At 62.9% G+C, this 13,034-nt stretch carries 17 protein-coding genes; 7 read left to right on the forward strand and 10 right to left on the reverse strand.

The features are described 5' to 3' along the window. Positions 1 to 241: 241 nt before the first annotated feature. Together ASD73_RS09005 and ASD73_RS09010 are read right to left on the reverse strand one after the other, a co-directional pair. On the reverse strand, positions 242 to 967 hold the full coding sequence (locus ASD73_RS09005; RefSeq protein ID WP_056371620.1) for a DUF899 domain-containing protein: 726 nt from the start codon (positions 965 to 967) through the stop codon (positions 242 to 244). Between the two features lie 46 nt (positions 968 to 1,013). After that, positions 1,014 to 1,883: an alpha/beta fold hydrolase gene (locus ASD73_RS09010; RefSeq protein ID WP_056371622.1), complete on the reverse strand. Its 870-nt coding sequence runs from the start codon at positions 1,881 to 1,883 to the stop codon at positions 1,014 to 1,016. A 227-nt stretch (positions 1,884 to 2,110) separates the two neighbouring features. On the opposite strand from ASD73_RS09010, the gene ASD73_RS09015 reads away from it, so the two are divergent. Next, entirely contained in the window at positions 2,111 to 2,734 is a 624-nt protein-coding gene (locus tag ASD73_RS09015) for a retropepsin-like aspartic protease family protein (protein WP_156377338.1), read from the forward strand. A gap of 162 nt (positions 2,735 to 2,896) precedes the next feature. Here the strand turns inward: ASD73_RS09015 and ASD73_RS09020 are convergent, their stop codons facing one another. Both ASD73_RS09020 and ASD73_RS09025 read right to left on the reverse strand, forming a co-directional pair. Beyond that, positions 2,897 to 3,262 carry a hypothetical protein gene (locus ASD73_RS09020; RefSeq protein WP_056371625.1) on the reverse strand — a complete coding sequence of 122 codons (366 nt, stop codon included), beginning with the start codon at positions 3,260 to 3,262 and terminating at the stop codon, positions 2,897 to 2,899. Positions 3,263 to 3,528: 266 nt separating this feature from the next. Then, a complete protein-coding gene (locus tag ASD73_RS09025) occupies positions 3,529 to 3,969 on the reverse strand; it encodes a glycine zipper 2TM domain-containing protein (protein WP_056373412.1) in 441 nt (146 codons plus the stop codon). 359 nt (positions 3,970 to 4,328) lie between these two features. On the opposite strand from ASD73_RS09025, the gene ASD73_RS23030 reads away from it, so the two are divergent. Further along, the gene (locus ASD73_RS23030) at positions 4,329 to 4,595 is read left to right on the forward strand and encodes an NmrA family NAD(P)-binding protein (RefSeq protein WP_200934916.1); all 267 of its coding nucleotides are present in this window, start codon (positions 4,329 to 4,331) and stop codon (positions 4,593 to 4,595) included. Next, positions 4,531 to 5,187 carry a hypothetical protein gene (locus ASD73_RS09030; RefSeq protein WP_200934917.1) on the forward strand — a complete coding sequence of 219 codons (657 nt, stop codon included), beginning with the start codon at positions 4,531 to 4,533 and terminating at the stop codon, positions 5,185 to 5,187. Before ASD73_RS23030 ends, ASD73_RS09030 begins: the two co-directional genes overlap by 65 nt. A gap of 361 nt (positions 5,188 to 5,548) precedes the next feature. Here ASD73_RS09030 and ASD73_RS09035 read toward each other — a convergent pair whose 3' ends face one another. The 3 genes from ASD73_RS09035 to ASD73_RS09045 form a co-directional block, all read right to left on the reverse strand. Next, positions 5,549 to 6,037: a GFA family protein gene (locus tag ASD73_RS09035; protein WP_056371627.1), complete on the reverse strand. Its 489-nt coding sequence runs from the start codon at positions 6,035 to 6,037 to the stop codon at positions 5,549 to 5,551. A gap of 296 nt (positions 6,038 to 6,333) precedes the next feature. Beyond that, positions 6,334 to 6,594: a hypothetical protein gene (locus ASD73_RS09040; protein ID WP_082521452.1), complete on the reverse strand. Its 261-nt coding sequence runs from the start codon at positions 6,592 to 6,594 to the stop codon at positions 6,334 to 6,336. 257 nt (positions 6,595 to 6,851) lie between these two features. Next, positions 6,852 to 7,088 carry a hypothetical protein gene (locus tag ASD73_RS09045; RefSeq protein ID WP_056373414.1) on the reverse strand — a complete coding sequence of 79 codons (237 nt, stop codon included), beginning with the start codon at positions 7,086 to 7,088 and terminating at the stop codon, positions 6,852 to 6,854. A 275-nt stretch (positions 7,089 to 7,363) separates the two neighbouring features. Here ASD73_RS09045 and groES point away from each other — a divergent pair, with 275 nt between their 5' ends. The 4 genes from groES to ASD73_RS23175 all read left to right on the forward strand — a co-directional run bounded on the left by groES (position 7,364) and on the right by ASD73_RS23175 (position 10,120). After that, the gene (gene groES, locus ASD73_RS09050) at positions 7,364 to 7,678 is read left to right on the forward strand and encodes a co-chaperone GroES (protein ID WP_056371633.1); all 315 of its coding nucleotides are present in this window, start codon (positions 7,364 to 7,366) and stop codon (positions 7,676 to 7,678) included. 47 nt (positions 7,679 to 7,725) lie between these two features. After that, positions 7,726 to 9,345, forward strand: a complete 1,620-nt coding sequence (groL, locus tag ASD73_RS09055) for a chaperonin GroEL (RefSeq protein WP_056371635.1) — start codon at positions 7,726 to 7,728, stop codon at positions 9,343 to 9,345. A 74-nt stretch (positions 9,346 to 9,419) separates the two neighbouring features. Continuing rightward, the gene (locus ASD73_RS09060; protein ID WP_056371636.1) at positions 9,420 to 9,608 is read left to right on the forward strand and encodes a hypothetical protein; all 189 of its coding nucleotides are present in this window, start codon (positions 9,420 to 9,422) and stop codon (positions 9,606 to 9,608) included. Positions 9,609 to 9,949: 341 nt separating this feature from the next. Continuing rightward, positions 9,950 to 10,120: a hypothetical protein gene (locus ASD73_RS23175; protein WP_235534263.1), complete on the forward strand. Its 171-nt coding sequence runs from the start codon at positions 9,950 to 9,952 to the stop codon at positions 10,118 to 10,120. 11 nt (positions 10,121 to 10,131) lie between these two features. On the opposite strand, the gene ASD73_RS09065 is transcribed toward ASD73_RS23175, so the two are convergent. From ASD73_RS09065 to ASD73_RS09075, 3 genes are read right to left on the reverse strand one after another with little or no spacing between them, the layout of a single operon-like run. After that, the gene (locus tag ASD73_RS09065) at positions 10,132 to 10,497 is read right to left on the reverse strand and encodes a response regulator (RefSeq protein ID WP_056371639.1); all 366 of its coding nucleotides are present in this window, start codon (positions 10,495 to 10,497) and stop codon (positions 10,132 to 10,134) included. Then, a complete protein-coding gene (locus ASD73_RS09070) occupies positions 10,487 to 11,515 on the reverse strand; it encodes a sensor histidine kinase (RefSeq protein ID WP_200934918.1) in 1,029 nt (342 codons plus the stop codon). Before ASD73_RS09070 ends, ASD73_RS09065 begins: the two co-directional genes overlap by 11 nt. 45 nt (positions 11,516 to 11,560) lie before the next feature. Continuing rightward, positions 11,561 to 13,000 carry an ATPase domain-containing protein gene (locus ASD73_RS09075; RefSeq protein WP_056371642.1) on the reverse strand — a complete coding sequence of 480 codons (1,440 nt, stop codon included), beginning with the start codon at positions 12,998 to 13,000 and terminating at the stop codon, positions 11,561 to 11,563. Positions 13,001 to 13,034: the final 34 nt, after the last annotated feature.

A 13,034-nucleotide genomic window follows, 5' to 3' on the forward strand; every position in this document is an offset into this window, starting at 1 on the left:
TCGGTCGCCGTTGCAGTCGGCGGCGCAACCCATGCGGCGGTCCGCGACCATCTGGAGGCTCGGCGACGGAACGCCGCGTTCCCCGATGACTGCCTTTTCCGTCCCCCGCCGGACTTGCGGAGCGCGCGCTCACCCTTATGAGTTGGAAGCAGCGCGGCACATCAGCGCGCCCGGCCTCGCGATAGAAGAGGTTCACCCCGTCGATTTCGGCCGGGATGCCTGGTTTTCATGTGCTGCTCCATCAGCGGTCGGGAACTGTCTCGAGCGTGTCGTGCCAGGGCCACCACTCATAAGGCTTGGTCTGCGGATATCCTCTAGGCGAATCCTCCCACAGCTCCTGGCGGCCGAGCGCGGTGATATCAAGATAGTTCCAGTGATTGCCCATCTGCTCGTCCCCGCGGCCGTTGAGGAAATAGGTCCGGAAGATCGTGTCGCCGTCACGGATGAAGGCGTTCGTGCCGTGCCACTGATCGACACCCATATCGGCATCGAACTCGTCGGTGAGGGTGTACCAAGGGATATAGTCCCACCCCATCCGTGCCTTCATGCGCTCGATCTTCTCCTGCGGTGCGCGCGACACAAAGGCGAGGCTGGTATTGCGCGCGTTCAGATGCGCCGGATGGTCGACCTGGTCGGCGATCGTCGAACAGCCGATACAGCCTCGATCCGGCCAGCCCTCCACGCCGGGTTCGAAGAAGAAGCGGTAGACGACGAGCTGCCGCCGGCCCTCGAACAGGTCAAGCAGGCCTACCCTCCCTTCGGGGCCTTCGAATGCGTAGTTCTTGTCGACCTGCAGCCAGGGCATCCGCCGACGCTCGGTCGCCAGCGCATCGCGCGCCTTGGTCAGCGTCTTTTCCTTCACCAGCAGCGTTTCGCGCGCCGCTTCCCACTCTTCATGGGACACGACCGGCGGCGTTTCCATTCCTGCCAGTTCGCTCTTTCGATCTTTGTCAGTCGATGCGGCCATGACTGTTGCTCCTCACTTGGGTGAACGCCCGCCCACGACCTCGCGCTCAGGCCGACGGATGCACTCGCTTCAGAAAATCGCGCGTGAGGCGGACCGCCTCGTCGAGGCTCGTCTCAAGCAGCCAGTGCCCCGCATCGAGGAGATGGAGTTCGGCCTCGGGCAGATCGCGCAGGTAAGCGCGCGCCGCTTCCTCGGGCATATAGCCGTCCTGCGGACCCCAGAGGATCAGCGTCGGCGGCGCATGCTCACGTAGATAGGCCTGATAACGCGGGAACCATGCCAGATTGTCCTTGAGATCATAGATAAGGCGCGCCGCAATCTCCCGGCGCCGTTCGGTCATCAGTGACCAGTGCAGTTCCCAGAGATCGGGTGGGATGCGCTCGGCGAGCTCGGGACGGACGTCGTTCAGAAACTCGTCGCGGAAATGGCCTCTCGTAATGGACCCGAGCAGTTCGGCGACCCCTTCGTCGCGCTCCAACTTCCATATATCCTGGAGCCCGGCATATTTGGGCCCCAGGACATCTTCGTAGATATCGCCGTTCTGGATGATGAGCGCGGCTATACGGGCGGGATCGCTTATGGCGAACCGCAACCCGATCTGCGATCCGAAGTCGTGGAGGTAGAGCGCAAACCGCTTCGCGCCCAACGCGTCGGTGAAATCCCCGAGGAAAGAGGCAAAACCGTCGAAGTCATATGCGAAGTCGTCGGGAGTCGCGCTATAGCCCGCGCCCGGGAAGTCGGGTGCGAGCAACCGCCAATCGTCGCCGAGGCGGCGCATATAGTTGCGGAATTCATAGGATGAGCAGGGATAGCCGTGTGGCAACAGGACGACCGGCGCGTCCGGCGGCCCCGCCTCTCGATAAAAGACGTCGACGCCGTCAATGCTCGTCCGGCGATGAAATAAGGGAACGGGCATGTCGCCTCCGGGCTGCGCATGCAAAAACGCCCGGCCGCGATGGCCGTTCCTCGTTCCGCCGCTAAACGCCCATCTGATCGTCGCAATCCGCTATCACGGCGTCGCGGCGCAACGCTTACGTCGTCGAATGCCAGATCGCGAAACGGGATAAAATCCGGCTGTTTCCGGCAGTCCGCTTTTCGGTACTGGAGAGTGGAAGCCGCATCTCAATTTCCTATATGCCTTGCATGTCCGCCATCACAACCGACCTGCCCTGGCAGCAACTTGCCGTCTACGCCGCCGGCGCGGCACTGATCCTGATCCTCTTATTCCAGATTCCTTATGTCGGACGGGCACTGCGCGCGCTCTTTTCCTTCGCACTCCTTGCTTTTGGTATCTTCCTCGTCCTGCAGCACGCCCCGTTCGATCCCAACCTCTCGCGTATCACGGCCAGCCTTGGCCTCGACCGGCAGGAAGTCGTCGGCGACGAAGTCCGCATTCCGATGGCGCGCGACGGTCATTTCTGGGCGACGGTGCGCCTCGACGACACCGAGCGGCGCATGCTCGTCGACAGCGGCGCGACGATCACGGCGCTCTCGGAAGCGACTGCCAAAGCTGCGGGTATCGAGACCGATGCGACCCTTATGCCCTTGCTGATGCGGACAGCGAACGGCACCATCCGCGCTTCGGCCGGCACCGTCGAGCGGCTCGTTGTCGGCGGGATCGAGGCGCGCAGGCTTAAGGTCGTCATTTCGCCTGGGCTGGGCGGCACCGACGTGCTCGGCATGAACTTCCTCTCCGAGCTCCGCTCGTGGCGTGTCGAAGGCCGGACGCTCATTCTCGTGCCCAAGCCGAAGGCCATAGCCGCGTAGGCGAACTTCCCGGGCGGAGAGACCAAAGGTGCCCTGCGCCCCCACATCCTTGCGGCGCCACGAGAACGGCGCGAGCAGACTGGACCCTCAGGCCGTGCCGATCGACAATTCCCGCATTATGGGCGTCCCACGAGCGAGGATCCGGCCTCGCACCTATGATCTCTATTCCGCGGTGATCGGCGAGTGCTGGTGCGATGCCAGCAGCCAGACCGAAGATCGCCGCGCATAAGCCGATCCGATGAGTGCGGAATAGGCAACACCATCCGCCCTGGTGACATCGGCCCTGTAACTGATGATCGCTACATCCTCAGTCAATTTCAAAAGATGCCGATCGCTCATCTTGAGGTCACGCCAACGATTGGCGCCGGTGGCGGTCGACGCCACCTTCTCGCGCGAAAAAAGGCCGTGCATCTCTCCCGACTGCGGAAAGGCGAGCAGACATTGCTCGTCGAGGTGAGCCAGAAAATAGTCCTCCTCCTCGATCCAGAAACCTCGCTCGATTTCGAAGAGCTGTTCTTCAAGCGACATGGCCAATCCTTTTCGCGATGGAGAAGTCGATTGACCCACAACGCGCAAAGGAAATGTGTGGTTTCTTCCACAACCAGGTTCGGGCGATTACGACCGGAACCGGGAACCGACATTGCGCCGGGTGTCGGGCGATCCGTGTGCCATATTCAGCCCTGGTGATCCGGGTGGCGCGGTCGCTCCGAAATCCGCCAATCATTTATTGCAGCCGAGCTTTGCGGTACCGGCTTAGAGCCGCTGTCGACGGCTTCAAACCGAAGCTTCCGCCCCTAACGGCAGCGAACATTGTTGCGGTCGATTGCGGTGCCTACCGCTGCGCCGCCGACCGCGCCCAGGATCGTGCCGAGCGTTTCGGAGCGGCCGGGCGCGACGACGTTGCCGACCACAGCGCCCGCAATGCCGCCGACGATCAGTCCGGTCGAACCGTCGTTGCGGCGGCAATAATATTTATCGTCGCGTCCACGATAGACGCGGTCGTTGTTCGACAGCCGGCGTTCGCGATAGCGGCGGTCGTTGCGGTAATATTGGTCGGCATAATAGCCGCCATGGCGGGGATCTGGCCGGTCATAATCGTAGCGGCCGTACTGGTCGTAATAGGCGCGATCGTAATAGCCATAGCCGCCGTCGTCATAGGCGTAGCCGTCGCCGGTCGTGGCGCAGCCCGCGAGCAGGGTCGCGGCGGCGAGGGGCAGGATGATCAGCTTGTTCATCGACATCACTCCATCTGGATTGCGTGCCGGGCCAAGCGGGCGGGGCATGCATTCGCCCCTCACTCCCTTAGACCCGTGAGGGTCGAGCAGGTTCCATTTAGCGGCAGTGATCGACGACTCCTTCGCGCGATAGTGTTCCGGCCCTCCGTCGCGCTTCACACGTGCGTCTCTCCGGCTCCGGATTTAACCTATCGCGATCGAGCTGGCCCCGGCGCGAAATGCCCAATAGCGGACGTTTCGGACTGCCCGGCTGGACGCACAGGCCAGCCTGTTCCCGTTCGGTAGCTGCGCGATCAGGGGCTAGGGCACGGAAACTATCCGTATAATTGTCCGTTGGCATGATCGATTGGAGAAGGTTGATGCATATCGTTATGGGGGCTACCGGGCACGTCGGATCCGCAGTGGCGGAGACGCTCCTTGCGCTGGGCGAACCGGTCGGAATCATCACGCACGATCCGGAGCATGCCGACAGCTGGCGCGACACGAAGGCCGAGATCATCGAAGCCGATGTGAACGATGTGCCGTCGCTGCGCGCGGCCTTCCAACGCGGACGGCGCCTTCTTGCTCAATCCGCCCGCCGACATAAGCACGGACACCGACAGCGAGGAGCGGAGCACCGCCGCTAATATTCTTGCCGCACTCTCCGGTTCCGGACTGGAGAAAATCGTCGCGGAATCCACTGCCGGGGCGCAGCCGGGGAACCGTATCGGCGACCTCAATGTCTTGTGGGAGTTCGAGGAAGGATTGCGCGGCCAGGATATTCCCGCGGCGATCAACCGCGCGCCCTATTATTTCAGCAATTGGGACGAGCAGCTCGATTCGATACGCGCAACCGGAAAGCTGCAGACGATGTACCCTGCCGACCTCGCGCTGCCGATGGCCGCGCCGCGCGATCTGGGAAAGGCTGCTGCGGATCGGCTGCTAGCCCCGGCCGCCGACGCCGGCGTCCGTTATGTCGAAGGACCGGATCGCTATTCCTCGAACGACGTGGCGCAGGCATTTTCCGATGCTCTCGGAATCCCGGTCGAGGTCGTCGTGACGCCGCGCGAACAATGGGAGGCGGCCTTTCGCAAACTCGGCTTTTCGGAGCCTGCCGCCAATTCCTACGCCCGGATGACCGCGGTCAGCCTCGACGGCGGGTTCGATTACGACGAGAGGTCCATCCGGGGAGCAACAACGCTCGGCGAGTATATTCGGCAGCTGGTGGCGCGATCATAATGGTCTCGCCGGGCTCGGCCGCTACTCAGGATACGGAGCAAAGTGGAACTGACCGTATTGGGATGGTCCGCTCCAAGGCGAAAGTTAAGCAAATCATGGCCCGAAGCGCTATTGGATTGTCGACTTCTTCATCCTATTTTTCCGGCCTGTTATCTGATCCGCGATACACGATATAGAGCCACACTAGCCCAATCAGAACCCACGCCGGCCCATGCCAATCATCGGACAGATCGCGGCTGAGATATAATTCGCTCAGTCCAACGACACCGCATAGGAGTGCGAGGGCCGCAGCCGAGAAATACCGTCGGGTCCGCGGGATCACTTGCTTCCCTGCATGGAGCAGCCGCTGCAGCCCATAGCGCTAATCGACCCAGAGGCCCCGGGCCCGGTGCCACTCCTCCAACGCGTCCTCGGGATATTCTTCGAAGCACTGGTCGTCCGGGCCGATCAGGGGTTCGACCCAGGATGCCTTCGACGCGAGCATCATGTGCACGCTCGACGGAGCCTTGGGCAGGTCGCTGTCAATTGCTGAGGCGAACGGATGAAACAGATCAGGATATTCCGGGCTATACACCCATAGCGCGCTGGCGCATTTAGCGCAGAAACGGCGCTCGGCCGCGCTGAGCTCGCACCCGCCCCGCTCGTTGTTCAGCTCGGCATGAAAGGCCGCAGTCTCGCCTTCCACTCTCAGCGTTCGCTTGTCGGCGTGGAGATTGATCGCGTATCCTCCGCCGCCGGCGGTCTTCCTGCATATCGAGCAATAGCAGCGCATGAATGGGACGGGCGCGTGGCTGTCAGCGGAGAAACGGACCTCTCCACAGCGGCACGACCCTTTGAGCTTGAGGGGCATACTCGGCTCCTTTCACATCGGAAACTTGCGAAACGGAGTGCGGTTGCCTCGGCTACGCGTCGAAAATTAACCGCTGGAGCTGGCCGCTTCAAGTCAGTCAGCTTCAGGGTGGATTTGGGGAAAGCGGCCGTTCGCGATCGTCAGCACGCCATATCGTCAGCACGCTATGAGGTGAGGCCGTTCGGTGCCATCGCCATTGTTGGGTCAGCACGACGTACCGTACCTGCGACCGCAGCGTTGCCAACCGCGTTCACGAAAACCGCCCCTAAGGCGCACGCCGCGCGTCCTCCCCTTCCCTATCGCGCTGCAGCGCCGTTTGGTTTCGCGTGCGCCTCGGCGGCGTGGGCTGGTTGCGAAGCGAGCATCGCGTCATGTTCGAGAAAGACGCGTTCGATCTCTTCGCGCTTGTCGAACAGGAGCTTGGCGACGCCCGCGGTCATGCCGCCCTCTTCACCGACGCGCCCGAGCACGCCTGCGAGATCGGCGAGCGTCGCCTTTTCCGGGGTCGAGTGAAGGCCTCCCTTGGTATCGCGATAGGCTGTGCATTCAGTCGCCATTGCCATCTCCTTCGCAAGAACGGGCGGTGATGAAACGCGCCGGCAGCCAAATAGTGCCGATGCGCCGGCCGGCGCCGGCAATATACCGCGGCGCGCACTCACCCGTTTCACGGGACCTCGATGATACCGCCCACCGCACACTACTCGGCCGGCCGGATCAGCGCGTCGTGCGCGGCCCGCCGAATGGAGCGCGGTCCCGATCTCGTGCCGTCAGCGATCGAGGAAATCGAAAGAGCACCGGCAAAAGACCGCGTCGGTCATCGTCCCTGCGCGCATTGCTCGCTGCTTCGGTCGAGTGAGCGCAGCGCGGCGAGAACGTCGTCGACGGGCACGGCGCGACGCGCACCGGGCGGCTTCCGGAGCGCCGGCTTGTCGCGAACCGCCGAACGGTCGGACGCCCAGGATGCGAGGAGTGCGCGTTTGACCTCGGGCTCGAGGCTCGGGTGACGCGCGACGTCGAACGGATGCAGAAAACGGGAAAATGGCTCGGACATGATCGTGCCTCCTTCCTTGTCGCCATTCCTTTTCACCAGACGCGGCCTGCTTGCCGCGCGCACATGAATTTTGGAAGCGAATCGAGTCGCGTCAAGAGGCGAAATCGCTACCAAGCCGCTGAAATGCGGCGTGCTGGCAGTCATCGCCTGCAAGTGCCAAAAAATTTTGCGGGACCCTCTTGAAGCGAAAAAATCCGCTTCCTAGCTCTTCGGCGCCGCGCGTCCCGGACAGGCGCGCAGGCTATCATATCGTTATGCAATCATGGAGGTTATGCATGCATTTCCGTCCCTTGCACGACCGTGTGGTCGTCCGCCGCATCGAAGCCGAGGAGAAAACCTCGGGCGGCATCATCATCCCCGACACCGCCAAGGAAAAGCCGCAGGAAGGCGAAGTCGTCGCCGTCGGTCCCGGCGTCCGCGCCGAGGACGGCACGGTGACCGCGCTCGACGTCAAGGCCGGCGACCGGATCCTGTTCGGCAAATGGTCGGGGACCGAGGTCAAGATCGACGGCGAAGATCTGCTCATCATGAAAGAGAGCGACATCCTTGGCGTGATCGAGCAGGCCGAGGCCCTCAAGCAGGCCGCTTGAGCGGCCCATCTCAAAGTTCAGCCAGTAACAGGAAAGGAGTTGGACCAATGGCTGCCAAAGAAGTGAAGTTTTCGTCGGATGCCCGCGATCGCATGCTGCGCGGTGTCGACACGCTTGCGAATGCGGTGAAGGTCACGCTTGGCCCGAAAGGCCGCAATGTCGTGATCGAGAAGAGCTTCGGCGCGCCGCGCATCACCAAGGACGGCGTCACCGTCGCCAAGGAAATCGAACTCAAGGACAAGTTCGAGAATATGGGCGCGCAGATGTTGCGCGAAGTCGCAAACAAGCAGAACGACCAGGCCGGGGACGGCACAACGACCGCGACAGTGCTCGCGCAGGCGATCGTGCGCGAAGGCTCGAAGGCCGTGTCTGCGGGCATGAACCCGATGGACGTCAAGCGCGGCATCGATCTCGCGGTGAATGCCGTCGTCGAGGACCTCAAGGCGCATGCGAAGTCGGTCGAGGCGAACAGCGAGATCGCGCAGGTTGCCACGATTTCGGCAAACGGCGACGAGGAAGTCGGCCGCATCCTCGCCGAGGCGATGGAGAAGGTCGGAAATGAGGGCGTGATTACGGTCGAGGAGGCGAAGAGCCTCGCGACCGAACTCGAGACGGTCGAGGGCATGCAGTTCGACCGTGGTTATCTCTCGCCCTATTTCGTCACCGATCCCGAGAAGCTCAAGGTCGAGCTCGACGATCCCTATATCCTCATCCACGAGAAGAAGCTGTCGAACCTCCAGGCGATGGTGCCGCTGCTCGAGAGCGTCGTGCAGTCGGGCAAGCCGCTGCTCATCATCGCCGAGGATGTAGAAGGCGACGCGCTTGCGACGCTCGTCGTGAACAAGCTGCGCGGCGGCCTCAAGATCGCGGCGGTGAAGGCGCCCGGCTTCGGCGACCGCCGCAAGGCGATGCTCGAGGATATCGCGGTGCTCACCGGTGGCAATGTCGTCAGCGAAGAACTCGGGATCAAGCTGGAGAGCGTCACGGTCAACATGCTCGGCCGCGCGAAGAAGGTCGTCATCGACAAGGACAACACGACGATCGTCGACGGCGTCGGCGCGAAGTCCGATATCGACGGCCGTGTCGCGCAGATCCGCCAGCAGATCGAGACGACGACGAGCGATTATGACCGCGAGAAGCTGCAGGAGCGGCTTGCCAAGCTCGCAGGCGGCGTCGCGGTGATCCGCGTCGGCGGCGCGACCGAGGTCGAGGTCAAGGAGAAGAAGGACCGCGTCGATGACGCGCTCCACGCGACGCGCGCTGCGGTCGAGGAAGGCATTCTGCCTGGCGGCGGCATCGCGCTCCTTCGCTCGCTGAAGGCGCTCGAAGGCCTCAAGGCCGCGAACGACGACCAGCAGTCGGGGATCGACATCGTTCGCCGCGCGCTCCGCGCCCCGGCCCGCCAGATCGCCGACAATGCCGGCGAGGACGGCGCATGGATCGTCGGCAAGCTGCTCGAGAGCGACGACTATGGCTGGGGCTTCAATGCCGCGACGGGCGAATATCAGGACCTCGTCAAGGCCGGCGTGATCGACCCCGCGAAGGTCGTGCGCACGGCGCTGCAGGATGCGGCGTCGGTCGCCTCGCTACTGATCACCACCGAGGCGCTCGTCGCAGAGTTGCCGAAGGAGGAGAAGCCCGCGCCGATGCCGGCGATGGACTTCTGACCGGCGGGGGGCGGCGGGTCGCCGCCGCCCCCACCACCTGCACGCTTGACCACGAAGATCACGGGAGAGCAGTCATGTCCTTCTACGGTAGCCAAAGCGTTCGCGGCTGTTCGGCGCAACTGAAGCTGCGGCACGGACAGGGGGCCGAACTTCTCGTCGCGCGGCAGGTCAAATGGGCATGCGAACGCGGCAACGACGAGGAAATCGCCTATTGGAGCGCGGTCCTCGACGATCTCGCGAACGGACCACGCCGGTCCAGATGACCCACCTTTGCTGCCGGACGTTCGGGTTCGAGAGACGCCCGTGCCCCGTTCCAGGGCCTCCAGGCCCGCGCTGAAGCGTTGCGCGGGACCTGCAGCCCCGGGGTCAGGGGAACGTCGGAAGGTCGAGTGCGTTTTGAATTCACCCTGTCGCGCCCTTGCGCTTTCCAGGCGCTTGCGCGGCGGGGCTCCTTGGAACCCTCACAACTTGCCCCGCCTCGGCGGGGCGACTTTTGGGCAAGACAGATGGCTGATATCGACGCAGGACTGCTTTATCATCTTCCGCTTGGCGATATCGAGACGGTGGTCTTCTACAAGCGCGACGAAGTGACCAGCGAGCTCATATGCTGCGACGTGAAGATCGCGGGGAAAACGTGGATGTTCACGAGGCCTTGGCCGGCTGGGACCTGCTGATCGCCCATCTGAGCGGCCTTCCCGGGTTCCGCTCCGATGCGCTCGCGGCTATGATGCAGCCGGCCTTCGCGGCCTGCGAAATGATCGCCTTCCGCCGCTAAATTCAATCGGGCTAGCGGCGGAACAGTTCGAGCTTGGCCGCGAGATCGGCCGAGGCGACGGGCTTGCGAACCAGCCCGAGAGCGGCGCCGGAAAATTCGTCCGCGATCGCCTCCTGTCCGGTCACGAAGAGAACAGGTATCCCCTTGTCGCGCAGCCAGGCCGCAGCGGCCGGGCCGGTTCGACCGTCGGCCAGGTCGATATCGACGAGCGCCCCGTCGAACTTGTACGCATCGATCGTTTGCTTCAGTTCTGCGAAACTGTCCGCTGAACCCGCGAAGATGTGGCCGAGATCCTCGATCATCGCCTCGACATGAAAGATGATCAGCGGATTGTCTTCGAGGTAGAATATGCGAAGCGGCTGCGATTCATCGGTCATGGTCTATCAACACATTCCGGGCGTCAGGGTTCAGCGAAGGTCGCGATAGAAGGCCAGATACGGCAAATTCGAGCCCGTGTGGCGGATAGGCTATCGACGGGGCGCTTCCGAACAGGTTGCGCAGCGCAGCGGTGAGGTACCGCGTTCCATAGCCCGTTCGCGAAGGCGCCGTCACTGGCGGACCGCCGCTTTCGACCCACCGGATCGTCAGCAGTTCGTCGGGGCGCGATACCGTCCAGTCTAGTCCGACATGACCTCCGGGGACCGACAAAGCGCCATATTTAAGCGCGTTTGTCGCCAGTTCGTGGAAGCAGAGAGCGAGCGTCGTCGCGGCTTCCCGGCCAAGCATGACCGAGGGTCCTGCGGCCCTAATCCGGCTTTGATCGCCCGAGCGATAAGGTTTGAAGGTCAGGTCCGCGACATGCGCGAGATCCAATGCCTCCCCGTCCATCTCGAATACCGCGGTGTGGACATTGGCCAGCGCCATCAGGCGACCGGAAAAATCCTCGGTGAAATCGTCGAGCGACGTGGCGCCGCGGCGCGTCATCGCGAAGATCGAGGACACGCTAGCGAGCATGTTCTTCACGCGGTGATTGAGTTCCCGGCGCAGCTCGACTTCGCGCTCGATATGATCGCGCACGTCGCGCTGCCGCAGGCGCGCGAGCAGCGCCGACTGGACACCGCTGACAAGGTCGAGCGTCGCTACCGGTCGCTGATAGTAGATGTGCCGCGAGCCCGGCCAGACTGCATCAAGCTCGGCCCGGATCCGCGCCTGCGGCGCGGCCCGGTCGAGAAGGATGACAATCGGCAGTTCCGACCAGGCGGGTTGGCCGACCAGATGCGCATGCACGATCTCCAGCACCTCGGGGGTCAGTGCTTCGTGCGTCGCGACGATAAGACCGGGAAGCTCTTCCAGCTGACGGCGAATGTCGTCAGCCTCTGCCGCGCGCCGGACAAGCAGCCCATGCTCGCTGAGCAGGGATTCGAGATAATCGGCGTCGCGCCTGTAGGGAGCCAACGCAAGCACCCAGTCGAGAGAACCCTCATCCCGGTGCATGAGCGGTTACGCCTCGGGGATCGGATTGTACGAGATGACGGTGACCCCCGAGCTTTGAATGAACAGTTCGCGCACGTCGAGATCATGGGGCCCATGCCGTTTCTTGACCACCGAGATGCTGCGCCGCAGGCGCCCTTCATGCTCGGCGATGCGGAGCAGCAGCACGGTATCGCCGAGAAAGCTCACATCGACGTCGATCCCGACGTTCTGCCCGAGAAGACCATGCTGCGCGACGATCAGGATCGTGAGCACGCCGGCCCGCGCGAGATATTTGAGCAGCGACTGGATGTCGCGGACCGCTTTGTCGCGATGCGGCAGCGAGTTGAGATAGCCGGTAAAGCTGTCGATCACGACGACGCGGACCTTCTCGCCGCTGACCGCTTTCTGCACGATCTGGCCGAACTCGCCCGGCGAAATTTCGTTGGGGTTGAAATCGCTGATGATCAGCTGGCCATCGGCGTGGAATTGACGCAGGTCCATGCCGAGGCCCTCGGATCGCCGGAAGAATGTTTCGATCCGCTCCTCGAACAGGAAGAGGGCAACGCTTTCACCGCGCTTTAGCGCTGCCGTCGCATAGAGCGACGCCATCGTCGATTTGCCGGTTCCGGCTTGCCCGATCACGAGCGTCGTCGTCCCCGCTTCCTGCCCTCCGCCGAACATCTCATCGAGCGTTTCGACACCCGATTTGATGAGGTGCGGCTTCGAGGGGCCCACGGCCGCGCCCGCCAATATCCTCGGGAAGACGACGACACCTTCGCCTTCGCGGATCGCCATGTCGTGATATCCGTCCGCGATAGGCACGCCGCGCATCTTGCTTATTTCGACCCGGCGCCGAACCGCGCCATATTCCTCGAGCGACTTGTCGAAACGGATCACGCCGTGCGCGATGCCGTCGACCTCCTCTCCCGACCGGTCATTCTCCTGCGTCTGGGTATCGAGGAGCAATGCCACGACGTTGCGCTGCGCCAGAAACGCCTTGAAGGCGATGAGTTCGCGGCGGAACCGCGGTGAATCGCCCGTGATGAGGCGAATTTCCAGCAGCGAGTCGTAGACGAGACGTGCGGGCTTATGCTCCTCGATCGCGCTTTCGATCGCCTTGCGCGTTTCGTCAAGGCGAAGTTCCACCGTCTGAAAAATCGTCTGGTCAGCGGCGCCGTTTACGGACTCCGAGGCCGAAAGCTCTTCAACACGGATTCCATCGAGCGTCCACCCGTGCGACTGAGCAATGGCCTTTAGCTCGGCTTCGGTCTGGGAAAGGCTGACGTAGATGCATCGCTCGCCCTTGGCGACGCCGGCCCGCAGAAACTGGAGCGCCGCGGTGGTCTTGCCCGATCCCGGCGCACCCTGAAGAATATAGAGATTGGACGCCGGCAGCCCGCCGCGCAAGATCTCATCGAGCCCCTCGACGCCCGAACTCACCGTCTCTCGTGCTGGAAATTCGCTCATATCCACCTCTGACTTGTGTCTTTCAGCATCTAAC

Source organism: Sphingopyxis sp. Root154 (assembly GCF_001427105.1).
GTDB lineage: Bacteria > Pseudomonadota > Alphaproteobacteria > Sphingomonadales > Sphingomonadaceae > Sphingopyxis.

What these genes read in the sequence shown, in the direction of transcription:
- ASD73_RS09005 (WP_056371620.1), bottom strand. Translation starts at nt 967, where the DNA reads ATGGCCGCATCGACTGACAAAGATCGAAAGAGCGAACTGGCAGGAATG.
- ASD73_RS09010 (WP_056371622.1), bottom strand. Translation starts at nt 1,883, where the DNA reads ATGCCCGTTCCCTTATTTCATCGCCGGACGAGCATTGACGGCGTCGAC.
- ASD73_RS09015 (WP_156377338.1), top strand. Translation starts at nt 2,111, where the DNA reads ATGTCCGCCATCACAACCGACCTGCCCTGGCAGCAACTTGCCGTCTAC.
- ASD73_RS09020 (WP_056371625.1), bottom strand. Translation starts at nt 3,262, where the DNA reads ATGTCGCTTGAAGAACAGCTCTTCGAAATCGAGCGAGGTTTCTGGATC.
- ASD73_RS09025 (WP_056373412.1), bottom strand. Translation starts at nt 3,969, where the DNA reads ATGAACAAGCTGATCATCCTGCCCCTCGCCGCCGCGACCCTGCTCGCG.
- ASD73_RS23030 (WP_200934916.1), top strand. Translation starts at nt 4,329, where the DNA reads ATGCATATCGTTATGGGGGCTACCGGGCACGTCGGATCCGCAGTGGCG.
- ASD73_RS09035 (WP_056371627.1), bottom strand. Translation starts at nt 6,037, where the DNA reads ATGCCCCTCAAGCTCAAAGGGTCGTGCCGCTGTGGAGAGGTCCGTTTC.
- ASD73_RS09040 (WP_082521452.1), bottom strand. Translation starts at nt 6,594, where the DNA reads ATGGCGACTGAATGCACAGCCTATCGCGATACCAAGGGAGGCCTTCAC.
- ASD73_RS09045 (WP_056373414.1), bottom strand. Translation starts at nt 7,088, where the DNA reads ATGTCCGAGCCATTTTCCCGTTTTCTGCATCCGTTCGACGTCGCGCGT.
- groES (WP_056371633.1), top strand. Translation starts at nt 7,364, where the DNA reads ATGCATTTCCGTCCCTTGCACGACCGTGTGGTCGTCCGCCGCATCGAA.
- groL (WP_056371635.1), top strand. Translation starts at nt 7,726, where the DNA reads ATGGCTGCCAAAGAAGTGAAGTTTTCGTCGGATGCCCGCGATCGCATG.
- ASD73_RS09060 (WP_056371636.1), top strand. Translation starts at nt 9,420, where the DNA reads ATGTCCTTCTACGGTAGCCAAAGCGTTCGCGGCTGTTCGGCGCAACTG.
- ASD73_RS23175 (WP_235534263.1), top strand. Translation starts at nt 9,950, where the DNA reads ATGCTGCGACGTGAAGATCGCGGGGAAAACGTGGATGTTCACGAGGCC.
- ASD73_RS09065 (WP_056371639.1), bottom strand. Translation starts at nt 10,497, where the DNA reads ATGACCGATGAATCGCAGCCGCTTCGCATATTCTACCTCGAAGACAAT.
- ASD73_RS09075 (WP_056371642.1), bottom strand. Translation starts at nt 13,000, where the DNA reads ATGAGCGAATTTCCAGCACGAGAGACGGTGAGTTCGGGCGTCGAGGGG.